The organism is Rhodococcus sp. MPR-R1B (assembly GCF_058793255.1).
In genome coordinates, this window is record NZ_JBXAFO010000004.1 from 132722 (window position 1) to 157236 (window position 24515).

The window sequence follows — 24515 nt, forward strand, 5'->3', positions numbered from 1 at the left end:
AGGCCGCAAATAGATTCCATGGAATTAATCACGAATCGGGCGTACGGTGAGAAAATGATTCCACGGAATGCATATCGGTTCGGAGTCTGCTCGTGACCAGATCAGCCCTGAGCAGGCACTTCGACAACCTCGTCCGCTTCGAAACCGAACTGTGGACGGCCGTCGACCAGCGACTCCGAATCGAGCACGACCTGCCACTGAGTCGATTCGAGCCGATGCAGATCATCGACAGGCTCGGCTCCTGTCGGGTCTTCGACATCGCCGAGGCCCTCGCGATCACCGTCGGTGGCACGAGCAAGCTGGTGGATCGAATCGAAGCGGCTGGACACTGCCGTCGAAAATCCAATCCCACCGACAAACGATCCTCACTCATCGAGTTGACTCCCGAGGGCAATGAGCTGTTGCGGCGGGCGAAGGCAACGTTCGACGGCGAATTGGAGCGCCGTCTCGGTTCCGTGCTGACGCCCGACGCTCTCGATCGATTCGGCGCCACACTGGCCACGCTGCGTGAAGCCAATCGAAACCTGACACCGACCACGAAGGAAAAAGCATGACCGACACAATGCGCGCAATCGTGCTCGACGCCCCCGGCCCGCCAGAAGCATTGACTATCAAAGTGATTCCGATACCCGTGCCGATTGCGGGCTGGGTACTGGTCCGGGTGAAGGCTTTCGGCCTCAATCGATCCGAACTTCACACCCGCCTCGGCCTCGCCGAAGGCGTGACATTCCCGAGGGTGCTGGGCATCGAGGCCGTCGGCGAAGTGGTGAACTGCCCCGGCGGGGAGCTCACCGAAGGCCGGCAAGTCGCCGCCATGATGGGTGGGATGGGGAGGACGTTCGACGGCGGTTATGCCGAGTACACGTGCGTTCCCGTCAGTCAGGTCGTTCCCTTCTCGAGCGAACTGGACTGGTCGACAGTGGGAGCTGTTCCCGAGATGCTGCAGACGTCCTACGGCTCGCTGACGGTAGGACTGGACGCGAAATCCGGTCAATCCCTGTTGATCCGGGGAGGAACCTCCTCGGTCGGCATGGCAACCGCAGTCCTGGCGAAGCAGTGGGGACTCACTGTCCTTGCGACCACCCGAGATGCGAACAAAGCGTCGTCGTTGACCGCGATCGGGGTTGACCACGTTATCGTCGACGACGGTGCTGTGGCCGGCCAGGTTCGAGACATCCTCCCGGGCGGTGTTGATCTGGCCCTCGAATTGGTCGGAACACCAACACTTCCCGACACGTTGCGCGCGACCCGCGTTCACGGCACCGTGTGTTTCACGGGAATGCTGTCCAACGAGTGGACAGTCAAAGACTTTTATCCGATCGACTACATTCCACGCGGAGTGCGATTGACCTCGTACGGTGGGGACGCGTCCGACCTGCCTGCCGGCGTACTGCAAGACTTCCTCTCCGCTGTGGCGTCAGGCGAGGCGGTGGTACCGATCGACGAGGTGTTCGCGTTCGAGGACATCGCGCGAGCACATGCCAAGATGGAAGCCGGTACGGCACGTGGCAAATTGGTAGTTGTGCTCTGACCTGGCTTCTCACACCACGAATCGATAACCCATTCCTGCCTCGGTGATCAGATGCTTGGGGTTCGCCGGGTCATCCTCGAGCTTCCGACGAAGTTGAGCCAGGTAGACACGTAGATAGTGGGTCTCGGTGTCGTACGCCGGTCCCCACACTTCCCGAAGCAACTCCTTCTGCCCGACCAGCTTTCCGCGGTTGCGCACAAGCATCTCGAGCATGCCCCACTCGGTCGGAGTCAGGTGCACCTGTTCACCGCGCCGACTCACTGTTTTCGCAGCCAAGTCCACCGTGAAGGACGCGGTCTCGACCGACGGTTCCGAAGTGTCCGCCGCGGAGGTTCCCCGCCTCGCCGCAGCGCGCACGCGGGCCAGAAACTCGTCCATCCCGAAGGGCTTGGTGACGTAGTCGTCCGCACCGGCGTCGAGAGCCTCGACCTTGTCCGCGGAATCCGTGCGCGCCGACAGCACGATGACCGGCGCCGTGCACCAGCCACGCAGGCCGGCAAGCACTTCGGTGCCGTCCATGTCGGGCAGTCCGAGATCGAGTACCACGACGTCCGGTGGACGCTCGGCAGCAGCCCGCAAGGCACCGGCGCCCGTCGACGCGGTCACCACCTCGTACCCGCGCACCGAAAGATTGATACGCAGAGCTCGCAGAATCTGCGGTTCGTCGTCCACTACCAGGATTCGACTCATGATCCATTCCCATTCGTACCGGCCGCAGCCAACTCCACGATCATCGTCAATCCCCCACCAGGTGTGTCTGTGGCGCTGACAGTTCCGCCCATCGCATCGACAAATCCGCGCACCACGGAAAGTCCGAGGCCCACTCCGCCGGTGTTGTCGCGATCTCCCATCCGTTGGAACGGCTGGAACATCGTTTCGGCCTCACCTCGCGGAACACCCGGGCCCGTATCGGCAACACTGATCACCACACGATCACCGAGTTGCGCCGCCCCGACGCGCACCGGGGTTTCTCCCCCGTAGCGCAGAGCGTTGTCGACGATGTTCGCAATCACCCGCTCGAGCAGACCTTGATCTGCCTGCACTGCAACGGTACCCACGTCGACGACTACACTTCGAGCCCGCGAATCCGAGCGTCCACCGATGCCGAGGCCCAGCAACGCGCGGTGAACCACCTCGTCCAGATACACCGGCCGCAGCGTGGGTTTCACCACCCCGGCGGCAAGTCGGGACGAGTCGAGCAAGTTCCCGACCAGCGCCGTCAACTGATCCGCCGACTCCTCGATGGTTGCCAACAATTCAGCGGTGTCTTCGGGCGAGAACTCGATGTCGTCGCTGCGCAGACTCGACACCGCCGCCTTCACTCCGGCGAGAGGCGTTCGCAGGTCATGGCTTACCGCTGACAGCAGGGCTCGACGCAGTTGATCAGCCTCGGTGAGCGCGGCAGCCTTGCTCGCCTCGACTGTCAGTTTCTCCTGGCGGATCATCCCAACTGCTTGGTGAGCCACCACCGTCAGCACTCGTCGATCCCGCGCACTCAGGTCGGGCCCAGCCAACAACAGCGCGTATTCCCCGTCGTTGACCTCACAGACCGTATCCGCTTCGTCGTCCGTGGTCGGCGGCTGCGTACCCACGGCGGCGATGACTCCGTCGTCGTGATGAATGACGGAAACCCCTCGCTGGCGATAGATTTCGAGTGCCTTCGCCAGAAGTGTCGACAGATCCGCTCCGCGGAGAACTGATCCCGCGAACAGTGTGAGCAGTTCGGCTTCCTCGGATGCGCGCTTCGCCTCGCGGGCGCGCTTTGCTGCGGCGTCGACCAGAACGGCAACTGCCACAGCCACGATCAACAGCACGACAGTGGTGATGAAGTTGTCAGGTTCGGCGATGGTGAAGCTGTACCGCGGATCGGTGAAGAAGTAATTGAGCAGCAGTCCCGAGATCAGGGCCGACAATATCGCCGGGCCGACGCCGCCGAGGAGGGCGACCAGAACGACCACGACGAAGAACAGCGCGTTCTCGCCGTTGACCCCGGAGATTCGGTCGACGAGACCCATGATCGCGGCCGCGAGCGAAGGCACGACGATCGCCGCAATCCACGACAGGACCCGGCGCTCCGAGCGCCCCAGCACCGAAATGCGTCGTCGCGCCGTCGCTTCCTCGTGCGTGACCATGTGAACGTCGATACCACCGGACTGCTGAACCACCGCGGCGCCGATCCCCTCGTCGAGGATGCGCGCCAGCCGAGAACGTCGAGACGTTCCCAGAACCAACTGTGTGGCGTTCTCCTCGCGGGCGAATTCGAGAAGCGTCGACGGTACGTCGTCACCGACAACGGTGTGAAGCGTGGCGCCGACCCCGACGGCCAACGCGCGCACCTTGCCCATCTCCGGGGCCGAGACTCCGGTAAGTCCGTCACCGCGTACGACGTGGACCACCATCAGTTCGGCACTCGATTTCGACGCGATACGGGATGCGCGTCGTACCAGCGTTTCCGACTCCGGTCCCCCGGTCACGGCAACGACGACACGCTCGCGCGCCTCCCAGGTATCGGTGATCTTGTTCTCGGCCCGGTACTTCGCCAGGGCGGCGTCCACCTGATCGGCCACCCACAGCAGAGCCAGTTCGCGTAGCGCCGTGAGGTTTCCGCGTCTGAAGTAGTTACCCAATGCCGCATCGACACGCTCCGGCGAATACACGTTGCCGTGAGAAAGTCTGCGGCGCAGCGCCTCCGGAGTGATGTCGACCAGCTCGACCTGCGCCGCACTACGCACTATCGCGTCCGGAACCGTCTCCTGCTGAACCACGCCGGTGATGTGCGCGACAACGTCGTTGAGGCTTTCGAGGTGTTGCACGTTGACCGTGGACAGGACGTCGATCCCGGCTTCGAGCAGTTCCTGTACGTCCTGCCAGCGCTTGTGATTCTCACTCCCCGGCGTGTTGGTGTGTGCCAACTCGTCCACGAGGACAAGGGCCGGCCGCCGAGCCAACACGGCCTCGACGTCCAGTTCCGGCATCCGTGTTCCGCGATAGTCCACCAGCTTCGGCGGAATGATCTCGAGGTCACCGATCTGCGCCGCCGTGCGGGCGCGGCCGTGTGTCTCCACAACGGCCGCGACCACGTCACAGCCACGATCTCGACGCCGATGAGCCTCACCGAGCATCGCGAAGGTCTTTCCGACGCCGGGGGCAGCGCCGAGGTAGATACGCAATTCACCACGTTTGCGTGCCCTACCGAAAGATTGACCGACCTTCTCCGAAGAACTCACGTGACAATCATCCACCAGTCGTCGGCGCAGCACACGTAGGTGCCGTCAATCCGAGTGCCAGGTTCAATTCCAGGACGTTGACTCGCTCGGCTCCGAGAAATCCGAGTTGCCGACCGTCGGTGTGCTCAGCCACCAAGTCCCGCACCTGGTCTTCCGAGATGCCGTTGTTCGCCGCCACCCTCGCGACCTGCAGCTCGGCGTACGCCGGACTGATGTGGGGATCGATACCCGAGCCCGAACCGGTGACTGCGTCGACGGGAACCGATGCCGGGTCGACGCCCTCACGTGCCGCGATGGCTGCCCGGCGCTCGATGATGAATCCGGCCAGAATCTCGCTGCTCGGCCCCTGGTTGGACGGCAGTGCCGCAGCGGGATCACCGGTGGCAAAAGGATCCTCGTCCGAAACGGATCCGACAACGCGGTTGTGGAAGAACGGGTCCTGCTGCCCTTCGGCAACCTGCGGATCAACACCCACCCAGGCACTGCCGACCACGCAACCGGCGGCATCAGTGACCGGTGAGCCTTCGGCAGATCCGGAGCTGATCCGGCTGACCCCCCACACCGCGGCGGGATAGCTCACACCGAGAACGACCGTGAGTGCAAGTAATACGAGCAAACCCGCCCATACCTGTTTGGCAAAACCGATAGTGAAACGCATGTCAGGTCACCCAATTCCAGGAATCAAACGCACGACGAGATCGATCAACCAGATACCGACGAACGGTGTGATCACACCGCCGAGACCGTAGACGAGCAGGTTACGTCCGAGCAACTGCGATGCTGTCGACGGTCGGTATCGAACACCCTTGAGTGCCAACGGAATCAACCCGATGATCACCAAGGCGTTGAAGATCACGGCCGAGACGATCGCCGATTCGGGGGTGGCGAGCCGCATGATGTTCAACGCGTCCAGCTGCGGGTAGATGCCGCTGAACAACGCCGGCAGGATTGCGAAGTACTTCGCCAGGTCGTTCGCCAACGAGAATGTGGTCAAGGCGCCACGGGTGATCAGCAATTGCTTGCCGATTTCCACTACCTCGATCAACTTGGTGGGATCGGAATCGAGATCGACCATGTTCCCGGCCTCTTTGGCTGCCGAGGTTCCCGTGTTCATCGCGACCCCGACATCCGCCTGAGCAAGGGCGGGCGCATCATTGGTCCCGTCACCGGTCATCGCGACGAGACGTCCGCCTTCCTGCTCCTTCCGGATCAGGGCCAGTTTGTCTTCCGGGGTGGCCTCCGCCATGAAGTCGTCGACGCCCGCCTCATCGGCAATCGCCTTCGCGGTCAACGGATTGTCGCCGGTGATCATGATCGTGCGAATACCCATCGCCCGGAGTTCGGCGAACCTGTCAGCCATTCCCGGCTTGACGACGTCGGACAACGCGATCACGCCGAGGATCGAGGTGCTCTCACCGTGCTTGACGGCAACTACCAGTGGTGTTCCGCCGGCTTGGGCGATGTCGTTCACGGTATCGGTCACCGCGGTCTCTGCATGTCCACCGCCACTGACGACCCAGTTCATCACCGCATCTGCTGCACCCTTTCGGATTTGGCGTCCGGAGTGGTCGAGTCCGCTCATCCGCGTTTGTGCCGTGAAGGGAACGAACTCGGCGCGTTCCTCGTCGAGCGTCGGTTCGGCCGCGAGAGAGAACTCTGCTGCGCACAACTCGACGATGCTCCGTCCCTCGGGAGTTCCGTCAGCCAGGCTCGACAAGCGCGCTGCCGCAGCAAGATCGTCGGCGGATACGCCGGGTGCCGGGTGGAGCGCGGTCGCCCGGCGGTTGCCGAAGGTGATGGTTCCGGTCTTGTCCATCAACAGGGTGTCGATGTCGCCCGCAGCTTCCACGGCACGCCCCGACATCGCGAGAACGTTGCGCTGGACGAGGCGGTCCATGCCCGCGATACCGATTGCCGAGAGCAGCGCTCCGATGGTCGTCGGGATCAGGCAGACGAGGAGTGCGATCAGCTTGATCGGATCCTGCTCGTGCCCCGCGTACAAGCCCATCGGGCCGATGGCTACGACGGCGAGGAGGAAGATGACCGTCAACGACGCGAGCAGGATGTTGAGCGCAATCTCGTTGGGTGTCTTCTGACGCGAGGCGCCTTCGACGAGCGCGATCATCCGGTCCACGAACGAACTGCCCGGTGCTGCGGTGATTTCCACGACGATCCGGTCGGAGAGAACCGTCGTACCACCGGTGACGGCGCAGCGGTCGCCACCGGATTCACGGACTACCGGGGCGGATTCACCGGTGATCGCTGATTCGTCCACGGAGGCAATACCTTCGACCACGTCGCCGTCGCCGGGGATGACCTCGCCGGCAACCACGATCACCCGGTCGCCGACCACCAGTTCGGTGCCGGAAACCGATTCGATCGCGCCGCTCATCGTGATCCGATGTGCTGTGGTGTCCTGCTTGACCTTGCGCAGGCTGGCCGCCTGAGCCTTGCCTCGCCCTTCGGCCACGGATTCGGCGAGGTTCGCGAAGATCACCGTGAACCAGAGCCACAGGGTGATCACCCATGAGAACACCGAGGGATCGGCGATCGCCATGACGGTGGTGATGACGGAACCGACGAACACCACGAACATGACCGGGTTACGCGCCAAGTGGCGTGGATCGAGTTTGCGTACGGCCCCCGGCAACGCGGTGATCATCTGCCGCGGGTTGAATACGCCTGCGTGTACTTGACGGGACTGCCCTGGATCAACCTTGTCGGCAGCGTCTTGCGCTACCACGGGTTTCTCACTGATACGCACGGTCATTGAAGAGCCTCCGCTAGCGGGCCCAGCGCGAGGGCCGGGAAGAATGTAAGTGCAGCAACAAGAACGACGGTTCCGGTCAACAGGCCGGTGAACATCGGACCGGATGTGGGGAGGGTGCCGGCCGTCGGCGCCACCTTCTTCTGAGAGGCCAGCGCACCGGCCAGAGCGAGAACGAAGATGATGGGCAGGAATCGGCCCAGAAGCATGCAGATTCCGAGAGACGACTGGAACCAGTCGCTGGTGACGGTCAGACCGCCGAACGCGCTGCCGTTGTTGTTCGAGGCGGAAGCGAAAGCGTAGAGCACCTCGCTGAACCCGTGGATCGATCCCGGCGTGCCCGGATCTCCCCCGTTGCCTTGATAACCGGTGGTCGAACCAAGGATCACGGTGATGGCGGTACCGATCAGGACCAGTGCGGGCATGACCAGGATCGACAGCGCTGCAAGGGTTATCTCGCGTCGACCCAACTTCTTGCCGAGGTATTCGGGCGTGCGACCGACCAACAGTCCGCCGACGAACACTGCGATCAGCGCCAGCACAAGAATCCCGTAGAGGCCGGTTCCGACTCCGCCCGGCGCGATTTCGCCGAGCAACATGTTGAGCAGGACCGCGCCGCCGCCGAGGGGCGACATGCTGTCGTGGGCCGAGTTCACCGCACCCGTCGACGTTCCCGTGGTCGCCACCGCGAACAATGCCGATCCGGGGATTCCGAAGCGAACTTCCTTGCCCTCCATCATCGAACCAGCTGCTGTGGCGGCAACACCGCGTGCGCCGGATTCGGCAGCGAGCGTCACCGCGAGCAGTCCGCTCCACAGGATTCCCATCACTGCGAGCAGGGTGAGGCCTTGCCTACGATCACCGACGAGAGTTCCGAATGTTCGTGTGAGGCAGACCGGAATCAACAGGATCGCCAGAATCTCGACGATATTGCTCAGCGGGGTGGGGTTCTCGAACGGGTGCGCCGAGTTGGCAGCCAAGATCCCGCCGCCGTTCGTGCCGAGTTCCTTGATCGCTTCCTGGGACGCGACGGGAGCTAGTGCATTGGTCACCGCATTGCCGTCGAGGCCGGTGGAGGCGAAACCGTTGTGGAACGACTGAATCACTCCCTGGCTCAACAGGATCAGGGCGATCACGAAGGAGAACGGGAGGAGGATGCGCAGAGAACCACGCGTCAGATCGACCCAGAAGTTGCCGATCTCGCCGCCCCGGGCAACCCGAATGAAGCCACGAACCAATGCGATGGCCACCGCCATCCCGACTGCGGCAGAGACGAAGTTCTGCACCGCCAGGCCGACGGGCTGCACGAAGTTGCTCATCGTCGTTTCCGGCGTGTACGACTGCCAGTTCGTGTTCGCCACAAAGGAAATCGCGGTGTTGAAGGCAACGGCAGGGCTGACGCCGGACAGTCCGTCACTCAGCGGTAGTACACCCTGAATCCGTTGGAGAAAGTACAAGAACAATGCGCTCGCCAACGAGAATCCGAGAACGCTTGCGGCGTAGCCGTACCACGTCTGCTCGGCCCGCGAGTCGATCCGGCCGACGCGGTAGATCACACTCTCGACCCGCAGATCCCGCGTCGACGAGTAAACGCGTGCCATGTAGTCGCCCACCGGAACGTAGGCAATTGCCAGAACGGCGAGGACAAAAGCGATCTGCAGGCCGGCTGCAAGAGCGGGCGACATCAGAACCTCTCAGGATCTACGAGTGCAACGAGCAGATAAATGACCAATGCCGCGGCGACGGCGATCAGAACCACGCTGACCACACCGGCAACCGTCATTTGGGAGCGCTCGCCTGTAGGGCGCGCAGCACCAGCGCGCACACGAGAAAACCACCGAGAATCAGAGCAACGTAGGCCAGATCGGCCATGAGCTTCCCTCTTCGAAATCTTTTGCCGTGCTGCTGTGCATCGCAGCCATGACGCTCGGTCGCCCTCGACCGGATGCGCTCTCTCAGCTTCGACCTCCAGAGAGGCCGATTCCGTGTCTCTGACGATCCACTTACGCACTGACCTGGCGTCTTGACGCGATCTTGACGCGGAACCCAAGTTCGCTAATACTGAAACAAGTTACTGTTCGTTCGAACGAACAGTTTTGCGAAGGGAACCTGATGACTTCTCGAACCGACCACGATCTCGCCCCCGGCCTTGTCGACCAGGTTGCGAGTCTGGCTTCGGGTGCTACCTCGTCCGTCGCGGCCACGGAGGCAACGCTGAGCCGGATCGAGGCCACTCAGCCTCACCTCAATGCGTTCAAGATCGTGCGGCGCGAGAAGGCACTCGAAGAAGCTGCCGAGTCCGACAGGCGTCTCGCACTCGGCGAGCGCCTACCTCTTCTCGGCGTGCCGATCGCAGTGAAGGACGATGTCGACATCACCGGCGAACCCACCGCCTTCGGTTGCCCTGGCGATTTCCCGGCCAAGACCGAGGACTCGGAGATGGTTCGACGCCTCCGCGACGCCGGTGCAGTGATCGTAGGCAAGACCAACAGCCCGGAACTGGGCCAGTGGCCGCTCACGAGCGGTTCAGCCTTCGGTTACACGCGCAATCCGTGGTCGCGTCACCACACTCCAGGCGGATCGTCGGGCGGCACCGCCGCGGCCGTCGCTGCCGGATTGGTCAGCGCCGGAATCGGTTCCGACGGAGCCGGTTCCATCCGAATCCCCGCGGCCTGGACCAACCTCGTCGGAATCAAACCGCAGCGCGGGCGCATCTCCACCTGGCCCGACGCCGAAGCCTTCTACGGCCTGACGGTCAACGGCCCGCTCGCTCGCACCGTCGCCGACGCGGCACTGCTGCTCGACGTCGCTGCCGGCAACCACGACGGCGATCTCCACAAGCCGACACCGGTCACCGTCAGCGACGCGGTGGGACGCGACCCCGGAAAGCTGAAAATCGCTCTTTCCCTTCGTAATCCGTTCACCGCCACTCCTGTGAAGCTGGACCCGGAAGTGCGCCTGGCCGTGCATTCGATCGCCGACACGCTGCGGGAACTCGGACACCACGTCGTCGTCGACGATCCCGCATACGGCCTGATCTTCGGCCTGAACTTTCTGCCCCGCTCACTCGTCGGGGTCCACGACTGGCTCGGACGCGTTCCCGACCCGACACTGGTCGATGCCCGAACACGCGGAAATGCACAGAACGGCAAGCTACTTCGTGGTGCGCCACTGCGCGCGGCCCGCGCGGCCGAACCGCGGATGCGAAAGCGGATCGGAGCGATCTTCGACACCTACGACGTCGTCCTGGCACCCACGACGGCAACTCCACCGATCATGGCGACCGCGATCGACGGCATCGGTGGTTGGGACACTGACAAGGTCATGACCGGCGCCTGCCCGTACGCGTGGCCGTGGAACGTCCTCGGCTGGCCCTCGGTCAACGTGCCGGCCGGATTCAGCAAGGCCGGCCTGCCCATCGGTGCGCAGTTGATGGGCAACGAGAACACCGAACCTCTGTTGGTCTCCCTCGCTTCACAATTGGAATCGGTCCTGCGTTGGGATCAGGTCCGACCCGAGCCGTGGTGGTGACCCGATGAGTAACCGGGACGTTCGCGAGCGAATACTCGACGCCGTTCTGCACGTCGTCGGTACCGACGGCATCCCGGGTGTGAGCAACCGGCGCATCGCCGCGCAGGCCGGCGTCTCACTCGGATCGATCACGTATCACTTCGCGAGCCAGTCGGACATGCTTCGCGCTGCTCTGTCTCGATTCGTGACAGACGAGACGACGCGCCTGCGCGCCTTGGCCGAGGAGTACCGCGACAAAGGTCTCAGCGTCGAGGATGCCGCGGCAATAGCTGAGAAGGTGACGCGAGATCTTTCGTTCTCGGCCGAGCGAATCGCGCCGTTCGAGATGTACATCGCCGCCGGCCGCGACCACGAACTCCACGAAGTTGCGGTCGAATGCTTTGCCGCCTACGACGATTTGACCGTCACGATTCTGACGGCACTCGGCGTACCGGATCCCGAATCGATTGCATCGACGCTCGTTGCCGTCATCACTGGACTCCAACTCCGACGCCTGGCCACCGGCGTCGACGAGCAGGACATCGGCGCGGCGATCCTCAGGGTCCTACGGCCCCTGTGAGTGGTTAGGCAGTCCCTGGACTCCCTAACCGCTCACGGGGCCGGAGGCCCTAGAAGCCCAGCCGGCCGAGCTGCTTCGGGTCGCGCTGCCAGTCCTTGGCGACCTTGACGTGCAACTCCAGGAAGATCCGCACACCGAGCAGCTTCTCGATCTGCAGGCGCGCACTGGTACCGACTTCCCGCAGACGCGCTCCGCCCTTACCGATGACGATGCCCTTCTGGCTGGGCCGCTCGACGTAGAGCAACGCGTGGACGTCCAGCATCTCGCCCTGCTTCTCGGTGCGTCCTTCGCGCGGGATGACCTCCTCGATCACCACGGCCAGGGAGTGCGGCAATTCCTCACCGAGACCCTCGAGCGCAGCCTCACGGATGAGTTCGGCCATGAGCACCTCTTCGGGCTCGTCCGTCAATTCGCCGTCCGGGTAGAAGGCCGGGCCCTCGTCCATCAGACCGGCGAGGACGTCGACCAGGATCTCGACCTGTTCGCCCGACTTCGCGGACACCGGAACGACCTCGGATTCGGGACCGAGCAAGGTGGACAGCGCGAGCAACTGCTTTCCGACGGCGTCGCGGCTGACCTTGTCGATCTTGGTGACGATGCCGACCAGCTTGGTCTTGGGCGCCATCTGACGGATCTGCTGCACGATCCAGCGGTCTCCGGGCCCGATGGCCTCGTCGGCCGGGATGCACAGGCAGATGACGTCGACCTCGGAGTACGTGTCACGAACCAGGTCGTTGAGGCGCTGCCCGAGCAATGTGCGCGGCTTGTGCAGTCCAGGGGTGTCCACCAGGATCAGCTGCGCATGCTCGCGGTGAACGATGCCACGAATCGTATGGCGCGTCGTCTGCGGGCGCGAGGACGTGATCGCGATCTTGCTGCCGACCAACGCATTGGTCAGCGTGGACTTACCCGTATTGGGTCGACCCACGAAACACACGAAGCCTGACCGGAATTCGTTCTTGCTCATAACTGCTCCTCGCTGAACACTCGCTCAGTCATCGGTGTCTTCTGTCTCTTCGTCTTCGGACCGCGGGATACGCTGCACGAACACCGTGCTGATGCGTACCCGACCTCGGCCCGTGTTGGTTCCCTCACCGCGCAGGATCAAACCGTCGTATTCCACCTCGGAACCAGGAAGCGGAACTCGGCCGAGCACGTATCCGATCAGCCCGCCGACGGTCTCCACCTCGTCGAGTTCGAGTTCGAGATCGAACAATTCGCCGAGGTCTTCGATGGGAAGTCTCGCGGATACGCGGAACATTCCGTCACCGAGATCCTCGATGGGCGGCGTCTCGTCCTCGTCGTACTCGTCGGCGATCTCACCGACGATCTCTTCGATGACGTCCTCGATCGTGACCAGCCCGGCGATTCCGCCGTACTCGTCGACAAGGATCGCCATGTGATTGCGGTCGCGCTGCATCTCGGCCAGCAAGCTGTCGAGTGGCTTCGAATCGGGAACGAAGACCGCCGGCCGCATGACGTCGCAGACGTTGACGTTCCGGCCGCCGTCGGGCAGGTGGTAGGTCTGCTTGACCAGATCCTTGAGGTAGACGACACCGAGCACGTCGTCGACGTTCTCCCCGATGACCGGCAAGCGCGAGTGACCACTGCGCACGGCCAACGACGTCGCCTGTCCGGCATTCTTGTCATTTTCGATCCACACCATGTCGGTGCGAGGCACCATCACCTCGCGTGCCGACGTGTCTCCGAGTTCGAAGACGGACTGGATCATTCGGCGTTCTTCGTCGGCGACGACACCGCGTTCCTGCGCCATGTCCACGAGTTCACGCAACTCGATTTCCGAAGCGAACGGACCGTTGCGGAAGCCCTTACCCGGGGTCAAGGCGTTACCCACGAGGATCAGGACGCGACTGATCGGCCCGAGCAGAACACCGATCCACAGCAGTGGCAACGACGCGGCCATCGCGATGGAGTACGCATGTTGGCGCCCAAGCGTTCTCGGTCCGACACCGATGACCACGTACGAGACGAGAACCATGATCACCGCGGTGACGGTCAGCGCCCAGCCCAACGAGAGGATGTCGATCAGACCGCCAACTAGTACGACGGTGGCCGTGATCTCGCACAAAATGCGAAGCAGGACCATCAGATTCACGTATCGCGGACGATCGGTCAGAATGCGCTGCACGCGCGCGGCGCCGGCTCGCTCTTCCTTTGCCATCTCGTCGATGCGCGCCGACGAAATGGTGTTGAGCGCCGAGTCGACGGCCGCGAAGACACCACCGACCGGGACAAGAGCAATCGCCAGAACAAAGAGCGCTATGGCGCTACTCACTACAGAACCCCCGGATAACTGTTATCGGTCCACTCCGTCGACGAAACCGGTCTTACCGAGCAGCTTCTGATCGCGTTCGGCCAGTGCTGCTTCGCGGTCGATACGGCGAAGGTCTTCGTACCACTCTTCGAGGAGGCTGTTCTGCAAGCCGAACATCTCCTTCTCCTCTTCCGGCTCCGCGTGGTCGTAGCCGAGGAGGTGCAACACACCGTGGACGGTCAGGAGGGCAAGTTCGTGAGCCAGTGAATGCCCGGCCTTGTCAGCCTGATCCGCGGCAAAAGACGGACACAACACGATGTCACCGAGCATCGACGGTCCAGGCTCCGGGGAATCAGGACGGCCACCCGGCTCGAGTTCGTCCATCGGGAACGACATGACGTCGGTCGGGCCCGGCAGGTCCATCCAGCGAACGTGCAGATCCGCCATCGTCGCGGAGTCGACGAGAACCATCGACAGCTCGGCCGCCGGATGGACATCCATCCGAGCGATCACGAAACGGGCAACGCTGATCAACTCCGGTTCGGAGATGTCCATGCCCGATTCGTTCGAGACCTCGATGCTCATGTGCGACGCTCTTTCCTGGGAAAAGTAGGGGTTGATGCGTCGATCAGCCTACCGTCGCGGTGAATGAGCATGTGCAGCGCGGCGCTGCGCCCGGTTTCCGACCGCTAACTCGCCGGACCGATCCGATTCGTGACGCTCGTAAGCGTCGACGATGTGGGAGACCAGCCGATGACGTACGACGTCACTGCTGTCGAGGGTGGCGAAATGAATATCGTCGATCCCGGTGAGGATTTCGGATGCCGCACGCAGACCCGAACGGGCTCCACCAGGTAGATCGACCTGGGTCACGTCTCCGGTGACCACGATCTTGGAACCGAACCCGAGACGGGTCAGGAACATCTTCATCTGCTCGGCCGTGGTGTTCTGCGCTTCGTCCAAGATGATGAAGGCGTCGTTGAGCGTCCGGCCGCGCATGTAAGCGAGCGGAGCGACCTCGATGACTCCGGCCTGCATCAACTTCGGAATCGCCTCGGGATCCATCATGTCGTGCAATGCGTCGTGCAGCGGGCGCAGATACGGATCGATCTTCTCGTGCAGCGTGCCGGGCAGAAAGCCCAGTCGCTCGCCGGCCTCGACTGCCGGCCTGGTCAGGATGATCCGAGAGACCTGCTTGGCCTGCAACGCCTGAACGGCCTTGGCCATGGCGAGGTAGGTCTTGCCGGTACCGGCCGGGCCGACTCCGAACACGATGGTGTTCTCGTCGATGGCGTCGACGTAGCGTTTCTGGTTGAGGGTCTTGGGCCGAATCGTCTTGCCCCGACGCGAAAGAATGTCGAGGGAGAGCACCTCGGCCGGAGACTCGCCGACCTCGTTGGTGAGCATGCCGATGGTTCGTCGAACAGCATCCGGTGCGATGGGTTGCCCCCGACCGGCCAGCGACGCCAATTCACTGAACACACGTTCTGCCAGCGCAACGTCTGCAGCCGTCCCCGACAATGAGACAGTTCCGCCACGTACGTGAATGTCGGCACGAAGCTCACGTTCGATCGCGGTGAGGTTCTCGTCCGTCGCCCCCAGGATTTGGCGCACGGTCTCCGGCGCCAGATCCATACTCGAGCGGACGGTGCGCTCTGCGGGCAGAGCGCGATCGGTGATGGTGGTTACACGGTTCCCGTCGAGTTCACTGTGTTCACTCACGTGGTGAATATGGCCTGCTTTCTGGTCCGATCAGCCCACTCGACTCGTGAGCCTCGATACTTCGAAGTCTAGCGCCAGAGTCGGACACGGCCCACTTGTTAATCGTCCCGGCCTAATCCTCGCGGCGACCGGACGGCAGCGATTCTCGGATCCATTCCGACGCTTCGGCGACGATCTCGGCGCTTCTATCCGGACTGATACCCGCGATGACCAGGCATACGGCGGCAAAGGATTCGCCAGAGTCGGTGATGAGCCCACTGTTGGCCTGATCGAACAAAGTGATCGTGATCGCCTCGGTCATCGCTACCAGAGTCTCGGCCGGCAGGTATGTCGAGAAGGTGCCGTCACGCTGACCTCGCTCGACGACGCTGATACTCACGGCGCGCGCGGGCTCCATCAAATCGAGAATCCGCTGCTCCCCCAACTCTTTGCGAGCAAAACTGAGCAGCATCCGGAATCGATCACCGACCGGCCATGACAGCAATGCCAGAACGGCAGTCGCCAGATCGGGGCGCTCGGGCGGCTCACCGGCTTGGCTCAGCGCAGCAACGAGATCGGTCGACGCCTCGTCCACGATGCCGTTGATCAGCGCCTCACGGCTGTCGAAATGCGCGTACACGGTTCGTCTGACCACACCGGCAGCCTTTGCGACGTCGTCCATGCTCGCATCCGGATCAGCAGCGAACGCCGTGATCGCCGCCTCGATGATGCGATTGCGATTCGCCGCGGCCTGACTACGACGCTGCCTTCCGCCCGATTCGGCAGTTCCCGAAACGACTGTGCCCGAATGCGTCAACGCGCGTTCCACCTCTTTCGACTGCCCAACTGTGATCTAGGTCAATCATAGTTGCACATCGGTGTGCAAGTTATTAACTTACACATCAGTGTGCAAATAGATCGAGGAGTCTCTTCGATCATCAGGAACGGAGTCGCGTCATGACGACACTCATGAGCAAACCTGTCTCGGAGATGGACCAGCCGTACTCACGGCGGTGGGCCGCGCTCGGGGTGTTGTGCCTGAGTCTGCTGATCGTCGTGATGGCGAATACCGCGCTGATCGTCGCGGCGCCGGACATGACCAGAGACCTCGGGCTCACCAGCACGCAACTGCAATGGGTCATCGACGGCTACACAGTCCCCTACGCCGCGCTGATGTTGCTGTTCGGCGTGATCGGTGACAAGTACAGTCGCCGCGGAGCGCTTCTGGCCGGACTCGCCGTGTTCGCCGGCGGCGCCGTCTTCGGCAGTATCGCGGACACCACCAACGCCGCCATCGCGGCACGAATGATCATGGGCGTCGGCGCCGCGATCATCATGCCCGCGACGCTCTCGCTTCTGGTCGCGACCTTTCCCAAAGCGGAGCGATCACGCGCCATCGCGGCGTGGGCGGCGACGTCGGGTCTGGCGATTGCCCTCGGCCCGCTGTTGGCCGGATGGATTCTCGACAGCCATTCCTGGAGCATCACTTTCCTGATCAACGTCCCGATCGCCGCAGTCGCTGCCGTCGCCGCCGTAATCCTGGTGCCTCCGAGCAAGGCCGAGCACCTGGGCCGGATCGACTGGATCGGCGGAGCACTCTCGGTGGTCACCATCGGCTCGCTCGTGTACTCGATCATCAACGGATTCCACTTCGGGTGGACCGGCGGACCCATCGGCGCCGCCATGCTCGCTGCGATCGGCCTCGTCTCGTTCGTCGTCTGGGAACTGCGTCACCCGCAGCCACTGCTCGACGTCCGCAAACTCGGCCAGCGCATGGTCGGCGGCGCGACACTCGCCGTACTTCTGCTCTTCCTGGCCGCCTTCGGTGCCATCTACTTCATCTCACAGCAGTTCCAGTTCATCCTCGGCTACGGCGCACTCGAAACCGGTGTTCGTCTGCTGCCCTTGGCAATTGCCGTTTCGATCGGCGCCGTGGTCAGTGGCCGGATCACTCCGCTGATCGGCGTCCGGGCATCCATCGTCGGCGGCATGGTCGTCGCCGCGGTCGGTGTTCTGATTCTCACGCAGGTAGACGGCGATTCGGGCTACTGGATGTTCGCTGTCCCACTGATCCTGCTCGGCTTGGGCATCGGCTTGAGTGAACCGCCGGCCACCGACGCCATCATGGACAACTTCTCCGAGGACGATCTCGGCGCTGCTGGTGGCCTCAACGACACCGCCATCGAACTCGGCGGCTCGCTGGGAATCGCGATCCTGGGCTCGATCCTCGCCGCGAGCTACAAGGATTCGATCGCAGGATTCATCAGCGGCATGCAGGTTCCGCAGTTGACGGGTGAGCTGGCGCAACAGGCCGCATACGCGATGGAGGTGTCCGGAGAATCCGTCGGCGGCGCTTCGTTGGTCGCCGAAGAGATGGCAGGCAACCCCTTGGCTGCAGCTCAGGCAGCGCCGTTGCTCGACGCCGCCGGCAGTGCCTACGCCGACGCGATTTCGGCGGCCAGTTGGGCGGGCGGTCTTGCACTGTTCGTGGGGGCAGTTGTCGTGGCGTTCATCCTGCCGGGCAAGAAGGCCCCTGTGCAAGAAGGCCCCGTGTCAGTCTGACGTGCTCGGAGCCAGCGGGTCTTCGGCGAGAACCAACTCGCGGGAGACCCGCCAGGACTCGGTCGAGGGTGAGAGGAATGCGTCGTGTCCTTCGCCCTCGATCACGCGCAGTGCCACGGGATCACCAGCCGCTTCGGCAGCCTTCGCATACCGGGAGCTCACCTTGGCCGGCACCTGCAGATCCTCCGCACCCGTGACGCACACAACGGGTACGCCGATCGGCAGTCGATGCTGTGGCGACGCATTGCGATACAGATCCGGGTCCGCTTCGAACGGAACGCCGAACAGATCCTCGATGAAACTGATCCGTCGTCCACGCTCGCCTGCCGACGCCAGATCGAGTGCGGCAGCCTGCGCGATGACCCGTTCAGGCCGGGTGAACGTGTCCTTCTCCCCCGCCAGCCACACTGCAAGATGTCCGCCGGCCGAATGCCCGAGCAGGCGAATCTGATTCAGATCGAATTCGGCCGAGGACTTCGCGGCAACCAGTCCGGGGATTTCGTCGTACGCCGTTTTCACGTCGGCGGACATTTCCGGCCAACCACCGCCCGCCCCGAGGCGGCGGTATTCGATGTTCCACACTGCGACGCCGTGCCGCGCGAGTTCGACGGCAAATGCGGTGCCCAGATTCAATCCGTACTGCCCGCTCCAGAAGCCTCCGTGGATCTGCATGACGATCGGAATCGGGCCGTCAACCGCCTCGTCGGGAACGTAGAGATGCCCGAACTGTTGCTCGTGTCGGCCGTACGGAATCTTGAATCGAGGCACCGAGGAAATCTATCTCAGGCGAGGGCGCTGCCTGCGGCCCAGTCTGCCCACGAGAGGGTCCAGTCGCCGTTCTGCCACACCTCCAGCGGAGCCCCGCCGGTGTTCTTGATCTCGACGACATCTCCTGGCTGCGAGAAATCGAAGAACCATTTGGCATTGGCCGCACTGAGATTGAGGCAACCGTGCGAGGTGTCGGTGTTTCCCTGCGCCCAGACGGTGCTCTCCAACTCGTGAAGATAGATACCGTCCGTGCTGATGCGGGTGGCCCAGTTGATGGATTCCTTGTAGCCCAGGCGCGAGTTGATCGGCAGACCGTAGGTCGACGAATCCATGATGACGGGATTGGCCTTGTCCATCACGGTGTACGTGCCGGGCTGGGTCCAGAACGAGAGCGTCGTGCCGCCGATCGTTTCGGTGCCGCCCATACCCATCGAGGTCGGCATCTCCTTGATCACCTGACCGTTTTCGTAGACGGTCACCATCTTGGTGTTGTCGTCGGCGACCGAGACGTGGGAGTCGCCGATCTTGAAGGACACGGTGTCGTCCTGTTGGCCGTACAGTCCGTTGCCCAACTGCTTGCCGTAGATGTTCGCGTTCACCGAGACCGTCGTGCCTGGTGCGTAGTAATTCTGCGGACGCCAGTGAACGTTCTGACCGTCGACCCAGTACCACGATCCTTGTACGGGCGGATTGGTGGTGACCACCAGAGACTTCTCGGCCGCGGCTTTGTCACCGATCAACTCGTCGAAATGAACGGCGACGACCGTGCCGACGCCGTACGTGCCACCGTCCGAAATCGAGGCGCCACCGGTGGTGTTGATGTACGCGCGAGTCTGATTACTCGGCGCGACGGTGGTCAGCGTCGTGTTCTTGGTCGTGGCAACACCATTCGCGTCGACGGCATCGACGACAAGCTTGTAGGTCTTGCCGTATCCGAGTGGTTCGCTCGGCTTCCAGGACGTCTTGTCAGGCGTCGTGATACCGGCGACTTCCTTACCTTCGGGATTGGTCAGCGCGACGGTCGTCAGTGTTCCCTTCGCGACCTGGACCTCGATGGGATCGAGGGGGCTCACGGGGGTTCCGCCGTCGGCGGGAGTGACGGTGACGAGCGCCTCGCTGGTCGGTGTGGTGGTGACGGCATTACCGGAAGAGCCAGGATTGTCTCCGGTGGAGACGGTGCACCCCGCAACCAGCATCATCGCCGCCGCGGCACACACCGCTCCGGCAATTCGCATATGCGCACGTGACAACATCTGGCCTCCTGAAATCCCCGAACCAACTCACGCCGAAGGCGACCCCCGACGTCCTTACGATAGTGCGCAAATCTGACACTTCGCTGAGCGCCGGATCCGATTCAGCTCGGGATCACACCAACGTCAGTGCAGTCACAACAAGATCAGTGCAGTCACAACAAGATCAGTGCAGTGGCCGTGGTCCCCAGCGATCGGTCAGCACTCCGATTGCGCCGAGAGCGACGGCTCCGGCCGTCGACGTGCGCAGGACCGTCGGCCCGAGAAGCACCGGAGTGGCCCCGGCCTCCGACAACGCACTGATCTCCGAATCGTCGAGCCCACCTTCGGGACCGACAACGAGAAATACCTCGTCCGCGCTCGCCAACGGCAAGCCGGCCAACGGCGTCGTCGCCGATTCGTGAAGCACCGCAACCACAGCGCCGCGGGCAACGGCGTCGCGAACCAACGCGATCACCGCCGCCGTCTTGTGCAGATCCGAAATCTCCGGAACGAACGCGCGTCTGGACTGCTTCGCCGCAGACACTGCGGCACTTCGCCAGCGTGCGACGCCCTTGGCGAGCTTCGGGCCTTCCCATTTGGCGACACAACGCAGGGACTGCCACGGAATCACGGCGTCGATACCGGCCTCGGTGGCCAGTTCGACGGCCAACTCGGAGCGCTCGGCCTTGGGCAGTGCCTGAATCAGGGTCACCAACGGCTTGGGCTGCTCGAGAACCTGAACGTCGCTGACCAACAGTTCGAGGCGATCCTTGCCGACGCTCGTCACCTCGGCGTCGGCTACCCGGCCACGGCCGTCGGCCAACACCAAACGCTCGCCGACACCGATCCGGCGGACAGTGGCCGCGTGGCGACCCTCCTGCCCGTCCAGAACTGCGATTTCACCGACGCCGGGAACCGGGTCGAGAAAGAAGACCGTTGCGGCCACCGTCAGCGGCCGCTGAATGCTTCGCGAAGACGCGAGAACAGACCACCGCTGTTCTGCGACGTCGTCGAAACGACCTCGGCCTCGTCACGATCGCGGAGCAGCTTGAATTCCTTGAGCAGCTTGGACTGCTTGTGATCGAGGCGGCTCGGGATGACCACCTCGAGGTGAGCGTGGACGTCGCCGCGCACTCCCGACCGCAGTTTCGGCATACCGTGACCGCGAAGAACAGCAACGTGCCCGGGCTGGGTGCCTGGCTCGATGGTGATTTCCTTGGGGCCGTCGATGATGGTGTCGACGGTGACGCTGGTACCCAGTGCTGCGTCGACCATGGGAACACGGATGGTGCAGTGCAGGTCTTCACCGTCCCGAACGAAGACGTCGTGCTGCTGCTCGACGATCTCGACGTAGAGGTCGCCGGGGTGTCCGCCGCCTGGGCCGACTTCACCCTGCGCAGTCAAACGGATGCGCATGCCACCGGCAACGCCCGCCGGAACCTTCACCGTGATGTCGCGCTTGGCCCGAACTCGGCCGTCGCCGCCACACTTGTGGCAGGGATCCGGGATGGTCTCACCGGCACCGCGGCACGTCGGGCAGGGACGCGAGGTCATGACCTGGCCGAGGAACGAGCGCTGGATGGACTGAACTTCGCCGGCACCGTTGCAGGTCTCACAGCGGACAGGCTTGGAGTCGCCGTTGGTTCCGGCTCCGGTGCAGCTGTCGCACAGAATGGCCGTCTCGACGGTCACGTGCTTGCTGACGCCCGTCGCACATTCTGCGAGGGTCAGCTTGGTGCGAAGCAACGAGTCGGCGCCGGGCTGAACGCGACCGCGCGGCCCACGACCTGCGCCGCCACCGCCGCCGAAGAATGCTTCGAAGACGTCGCCGAGGCCACCGCCTCCGAATCCGCCACCGAAGCCACCACCTCCGCCGCCACCGGACTCGAGCGGGTCTCCGCCGAGATCGACGATGCGACGCTTCTCCGGGTCGGTCAGGACCTCGTAGGCCGTTGAGATCTCCTTGAACTTGGCCTGCGCAGCCTCGTCAGGGTTGACGTCCGGGTGCAGTTCGCGTGCCAGCTTGCGGTAAGCGCGCTTGAGCTCCTGGTCTGTCGCGTTCTTGCCGACGCCGAGCAATCCGTAGTAATCCCGTGCCACGTTGAGTCTCTCGTCCTTCTCTTACTTCTAGGTTTTCCTCAGTCCTCGCGAGGAGGTGTGCCGACCAAATGTCGACGTCCGTCATCGCTCGGAGAGAACTTCGCCGATGTATCTGGCAACGGCGGCAACCGATGCAATTGTTCCCGGATAGTCCATCCGAGTGGGTCCGAGCACACCGACACCACCGAAAACGGTACCGGCCGCGCCGTAGCCAGTCGAAATCACGGAGGTTCCGCGCATCTGTTCGACCTGCGTCTCTTCACCGATCTGAACGGTGACCGTGCCGGAATTCTGCGTCGCAGCGAGCAGTTTGAGGACCACTACCTGCTCTTCCAGTGCTTCGAGCACTGCGCGCAGCGAACCGGGGAAGCCGGCCAGACCGGAGAAATCGGCGGCGTTGCGCGTGAGGTTGGAGGTTCCGCCCAGGACGAGGCGATCTTCCGGATGTTCGACCAGGGTCTCGACCAGAACCGTTGCCGACCGGATCACGGCGTCGCGCAGGTCGGCCGGAGACTCGTCGGCCAGTTCCGCCACGGCAATCGACGCGGCGGCCAGGCGCTTGCCTTCCAGGGCCCCGCCGAGAAGCGCGCGCAACCGGGACAGGTCTTCGTCTTCGAGGACGTCCCCGAGTTCGACGATTCGCTGATCGACGCGGCCGGAATCGGTGATGAGAACGAGGAGCAGGCGCGCCGGCGTCAATGCGACCACCTCGAGGTGGCGAACCGACGACGCGGACAGCGACGGATATTGGACAACCGCGACCTGACGGGTCAGTTGCGCGAGCAGTCGCACCCCACGACGCAGAACGTCGTCGAGGTCGACACCCGACTCCAAGAACTCCAGGATCGCTCGGCGCTCGGGCCCGGACATGGGCTTGACGTCGGCGATGCGATCGACGAATTCGCGGTATCCCTTGTCGGTGGGGACGCGGCCGGAACTGGTGTGCGGTTGGGCGATGTAGCCCTCGGCCTCGAGGAATGCCATGTCGTTGCGCACAGTGGCGCTCGACACTCCGAGGTTGTGACGCTCGACCAGGGCCTTGGATCCCACCGGGTCCTGGGTGGAGACGTAATCGGCCACGATTGCACGTAAGACCTCGAAACGCCTGTCGTCGGTACTCGACATCGTTGCCACCTCCGTTTCCTGAACAGAACGAACACCGACATTTACACATCGGTTCCCACTGGCAGTCTAATCGCCCGAGCGCCAGAGACGGCTGTTGCCCTTACTGTGGAGTGAGATCGGCGAAGGGTCGATCGCACAACCATGGACAAGGCGGCACATGATCTTCAAAGGCGTGATGGACGGCAAACCGTATCCCGATCACGGACTGTCTCTACGCGACTGGTCGAAGTTCCCTCCACGTCAGGTTCGACTCGACGAGATCGTGACCACCACGAAGGTCCTCGAACTCGATCGCCTGCTGTCGGAGGACTCGACCTTCTACGGCGATCTGTTCCCTCACGCAGTGCAGTGGCGCGGCACTCTCTACCTCGAGGACGGCCTGCACCGAGCGGTTCGTTCGGCCCTGCGAAACCGCGTCGTGCTGCACGCGCGTGTCTTCGACTTCGACGCGATGCCCGGTGTCATCGAGGGCGTCCGCTGACGCTCACGCGACTCAGGCGCCGAGACTCAACCGACGAACGCGAGCAGTGCGGGATTCGGCTGCCCCGGCCAGGTTCCGGTGAGCGTCGCCGAGCCTGACACTCGATCTGCGTCGATCACTCTCACCACGGTCAATTCCAGTTCTCCCGCGCTGATGATCGAGTCGGTGCCGACTGTCGAGCAGGTCACCGATTCGACGTCCGGTACGGAAGCGCCGGCCGTACCGCTGCCTACTACGTGAGCCGTCACCGGGATGTGATCGGCGGAGTCCGCGAAAACCAGATCGACTCCGGCCCCACCGGTCAGAATCGCGGTCGCCACCACGCTCACGTAGACCGGATCGCAGCAAGCGTCGTACACCCACCGCTCGCCCAGTACCGAATGATCCATGGTTGCGATCAGCGCAGTCTCCGCCCCGTCCAGCGGAGCACCACGATAAGTGAGCGGGACCTGAAGAATTCGACCGTCGGCAGAGCGGAGCAGGTGCGTCTCGATTCCGACCTCGCCGTCCGGGTCGTCGAAACGATAGGCGTCGACGCGTTCGAGCGTCGAACAGTCGACCGACCCGACCCATGGCTGCTTGGGCACCCACGCTCGGAGCAGGTCGTTCTTGGACGGATTCAGCTGCGCACGATGAATGATGGCCACCACGGCCAC

General features: G+C 63.2%; 23 protein-coding genes. 6 read left to right on the forward strand and 17 right to left on the reverse strand.

Going from position 1 to position 24515, the window contains the following annotated elements:
- The first annotated feature begins 92 nt into the window (after positions 1 to 92).
- Both AC1Q61_RS08070 and AC1Q61_RS08075 read left to right on the forward strand, forming a co-directional pair.
- On the forward strand, positions 93 to 554 hold the full coding sequence (locus tag AC1Q61_RS08070) for a MarR family winged helix-turn-helix transcriptional regulator (RefSeq protein WP_007731082.1): 462 nt from the start codon (positions 93 to 95) through the stop codon (positions 552 to 554).
- Positions 551 to 1531: a zinc-binding alcohol dehydrogenase family protein gene (locus AC1Q61_RS08075; RefSeq protein ID WP_042924097.1), complete on the forward strand. Its 981-nt coding sequence runs from the start codon at positions 551 to 553 to the stop codon at positions 1529 to 1531. Before AC1Q61_RS08070 ends, AC1Q61_RS08075 begins: the two co-directional genes overlap by 4 nt.
- A gap of 9 nt (positions 1532 to 1540) precedes the next feature.
- Here the strand turns inward: AC1Q61_RS08075 and AC1Q61_RS08080 are convergent, their stop codons facing one another.
- Genes AC1Q61_RS08080 through kdpF form a run of 6 tightly spaced genes read right to left on the reverse strand, consistent with a single transcriptional unit; the run spans position 1541 to position 9308 of the window.
- On the reverse strand, positions 1541 to 2221 hold the full coding sequence (locus AC1Q61_RS08080; RefSeq protein WP_003944545.1) for a response regulator: 681 nt from the start codon (positions 2219 to 2221) through the stop codon (positions 1541 to 1543).
- Positions 2218 to 4758, reverse strand: a complete 2541-nt coding sequence (locus AC1Q61_RS08085) for a sensor histidine kinase (RefSeq protein ID WP_492650869.1) — start codon at positions 4756 to 4758, stop codon at positions 2218 to 2220. The genes AC1Q61_RS08080 and AC1Q61_RS08085 overlap by 4 nt, the downstream gene beginning before the upstream one ends.
- A gap of 7 nt (positions 4759 to 4765) precedes the next feature.
- Positions 4766 to 5416, reverse strand: coding sequence for a potassium-transporting ATPase subunit C (locus AC1Q61_RS08090; protein ID WP_492650870.1), 651 nt, complete (start codon positions 5414 to 5416; stop codon positions 4766 to 4768).
- Between the two features lie 6 nt (positions 5417 to 5422).
- Positions 5423 to 7528, reverse strand: a complete 2106-nt coding sequence (gene kdpB, locus AC1Q61_RS08095) for a potassium-transporting ATPase subunit KdpB (RefSeq protein WP_020969963.1) — start codon at positions 7526 to 7528, stop codon at positions 5423 to 5425.
- Positions 7525 to 9210: a potassium-transporting ATPase subunit KdpA gene (kdpA, locus tag AC1Q61_RS08100; protein ID WP_113683712.1), complete on the reverse strand. Its 1686-nt coding sequence runs from the start codon at positions 9208 to 9210 to the stop codon at positions 7525 to 7527. The genes kdpB and kdpA overlap by 4 nt, the downstream gene beginning before the upstream one ends.
- A complete protein-coding gene (kdpF, locus tag AC1Q61_RS08105; RefSeq protein ID WP_007731078.1) occupies positions 9210 to 9308 on the reverse strand; it encodes a K(+)-transporting ATPase subunit F in 99 nt (32 codons plus the stop codon). Before kdpF ends, kdpA begins: the two co-directional genes overlap by 1 nt.
- Before the next feature lie 329 nt (positions 9309 to 9637).
- Here kdpF and AC1Q61_RS08110 point away from each other — a divergent pair, with 329 nt between their 5' ends.
- Positions 9638 to 11056: an amidase gene (locus AC1Q61_RS08110; RefSeq protein WP_020908187.1), complete on the forward strand. Its 1419-nt coding sequence runs from the start codon at positions 9638 to 9640 to the stop codon at positions 11054 to 11056.
- A 4-nt stretch (positions 11057 to 11060) separates the two neighbouring features.
- The gene (locus AC1Q61_RS08115; protein WP_019749017.1) at positions 11061 to 11615 is read left to right on the forward strand and encodes a TetR/AcrR family transcriptional regulator; all 555 of its coding nucleotides are present in this window, start codon (positions 11061 to 11063) and stop codon (positions 11613 to 11615) included.
- A 49-nt stretch (positions 11616 to 11664) separates the two neighbouring features.
- On the opposite strand, the gene era is transcribed toward AC1Q61_RS08115, so the two are convergent.
- The 5 genes from era to AC1Q61_RS08140 all read right to left on the reverse strand — a co-directional run bounded on the left by era (position 11665) and on the right by AC1Q61_RS08140 (position 16420).
- Complete coding sequence (gene era, locus AC1Q61_RS08120) at positions 11665 to 12582, reverse strand: GTPase Era (protein WP_019749018.1); 918 nt, start codon at positions 12580 to 12582, stop codon at positions 11665 to 11667.
- 24 nt (positions 12583 to 12606) lie between these two features.
- On the reverse strand, positions 12607 to 13911 hold the full coding sequence (locus AC1Q61_RS08125) for a hemolysin family protein (protein WP_019749019.1): 1305 nt from the start codon (positions 13909 to 13911) through the stop codon (positions 12607 to 12609).
- Between the two features lie 21 nt (positions 13912 to 13932).
- Positions 13933 to 14475 carry an rRNA maturation RNase YbeY gene (ybeY, locus tag AC1Q61_RS08130; protein ID WP_003944525.1) on the reverse strand — a complete coding sequence of 181 codons (543 nt, stop codon included), beginning with the start codon at positions 14473 to 14475 and terminating at the stop codon, positions 13933 to 13935.
- Between the two features lie 48 nt (positions 14476 to 14523).
- Entirely contained in the window at positions 14524 to 15612 is a 1089-nt protein-coding gene (locus tag AC1Q61_RS08135) for a PhoH family protein (protein WP_019749020.1), read from the reverse strand.
- A gap of 112 nt (positions 15613 to 15724) precedes the next feature.
- Entirely contained in the window at positions 15725 to 16420 is a 696-nt protein-coding gene (locus AC1Q61_RS08140; RefSeq protein WP_019749021.1) for a TetR/AcrR family transcriptional regulator, read from the reverse strand.
- A gap of 128 nt (positions 16421 to 16548) precedes the next feature.
- On the opposite strand from AC1Q61_RS08140, the gene AC1Q61_RS08145 reads away from it, so the two are divergent.
- On the forward strand, positions 16549 to 18153 hold the full coding sequence (locus AC1Q61_RS08145; protein WP_492650871.1) for an MFS transporter: 1605 nt from the start codon (positions 16549 to 16551) through the stop codon (positions 18151 to 18153).
- Here AC1Q61_RS08145 and AC1Q61_RS08150 read toward each other — a convergent pair.
- The 5 genes from AC1Q61_RS08150 to hrcA form a co-directional block, all read right to left on the reverse strand.
- Positions 18145 to 18921, reverse strand: a complete 777-nt coding sequence (locus AC1Q61_RS08150) for an alpha/beta hydrolase family protein (RefSeq protein WP_021333395.1) — start codon at positions 18919 to 18921, stop codon at positions 18145 to 18147. The genes AC1Q61_RS08145 and AC1Q61_RS08150 overlap by 9 nt on opposite strands.
- Positions 18922 to 18935: 14 nt before the next feature.
- Complete coding sequence (locus AC1Q61_RS08155) at positions 18936 to 20174, reverse strand: L,D-transpeptidase (protein WP_020908192.1); 1239 nt, start codon at positions 20172 to 20174, stop codon at positions 18936 to 18938.
- 163 nt (positions 20175 to 20337) lie between these two features.
- Positions 20338 to 21099: a 16S rRNA (uracil(1498)-N(3))-methyltransferase gene (locus AC1Q61_RS08160; RefSeq protein ID WP_021333396.1), complete on the reverse strand. Its 762-nt coding sequence runs from the start codon at positions 21097 to 21099 to the stop codon at positions 20338 to 20340.
- A gap of 2 nt (positions 21100 to 21101) precedes the next feature.
- Positions 21102 to 22253, reverse strand: coding sequence for a molecular chaperone DnaJ (gene dnaJ, locus AC1Q61_RS08165; protein WP_019749026.1), 1152 nt, complete (start codon positions 22251 to 22253; stop codon positions 21102 to 21104).
- 81 nt (positions 22254 to 22334) lie between these two features.
- Positions 22335 to 23378 carry a heat-inducible transcriptional repressor HrcA gene (hrcA, locus tag AC1Q61_RS08170; protein WP_019749027.1) on the reverse strand — a complete coding sequence of 348 codons (1044 nt, stop codon included), beginning with the start codon at positions 23376 to 23378 and terminating at the stop codon, positions 22335 to 22337.
- A gap of 157 nt (positions 23379 to 23535) precedes the next feature.
- Here hrcA and AC1Q61_RS08175 point away from each other — a divergent pair, with 157 nt between their 5' ends.
- Positions 23536 to 23859, forward strand: coding sequence for a type II toxin-antitoxin system VapB family antitoxin (locus AC1Q61_RS08175; protein WP_003944521.1), 324 nt, complete (start codon positions 23536 to 23538; stop codon positions 23857 to 23859).
- Positions 23860 to 23885: 26 nt separating this feature from the next.
- Here the strand turns inward: AC1Q61_RS08175 and AC1Q61_RS08180 are convergent, their stop codons facing one another.
- Positions 23886 to 24506, reverse strand: a complete 621-nt coding sequence (locus AC1Q61_RS08180) for a CG0192-related protein (RefSeq protein WP_492650872.1) — start codon at positions 24504 to 24506, stop codon at positions 23886 to 23888.
- Positions 24507 to 24515 lie beyond the last annotated feature (9 nt).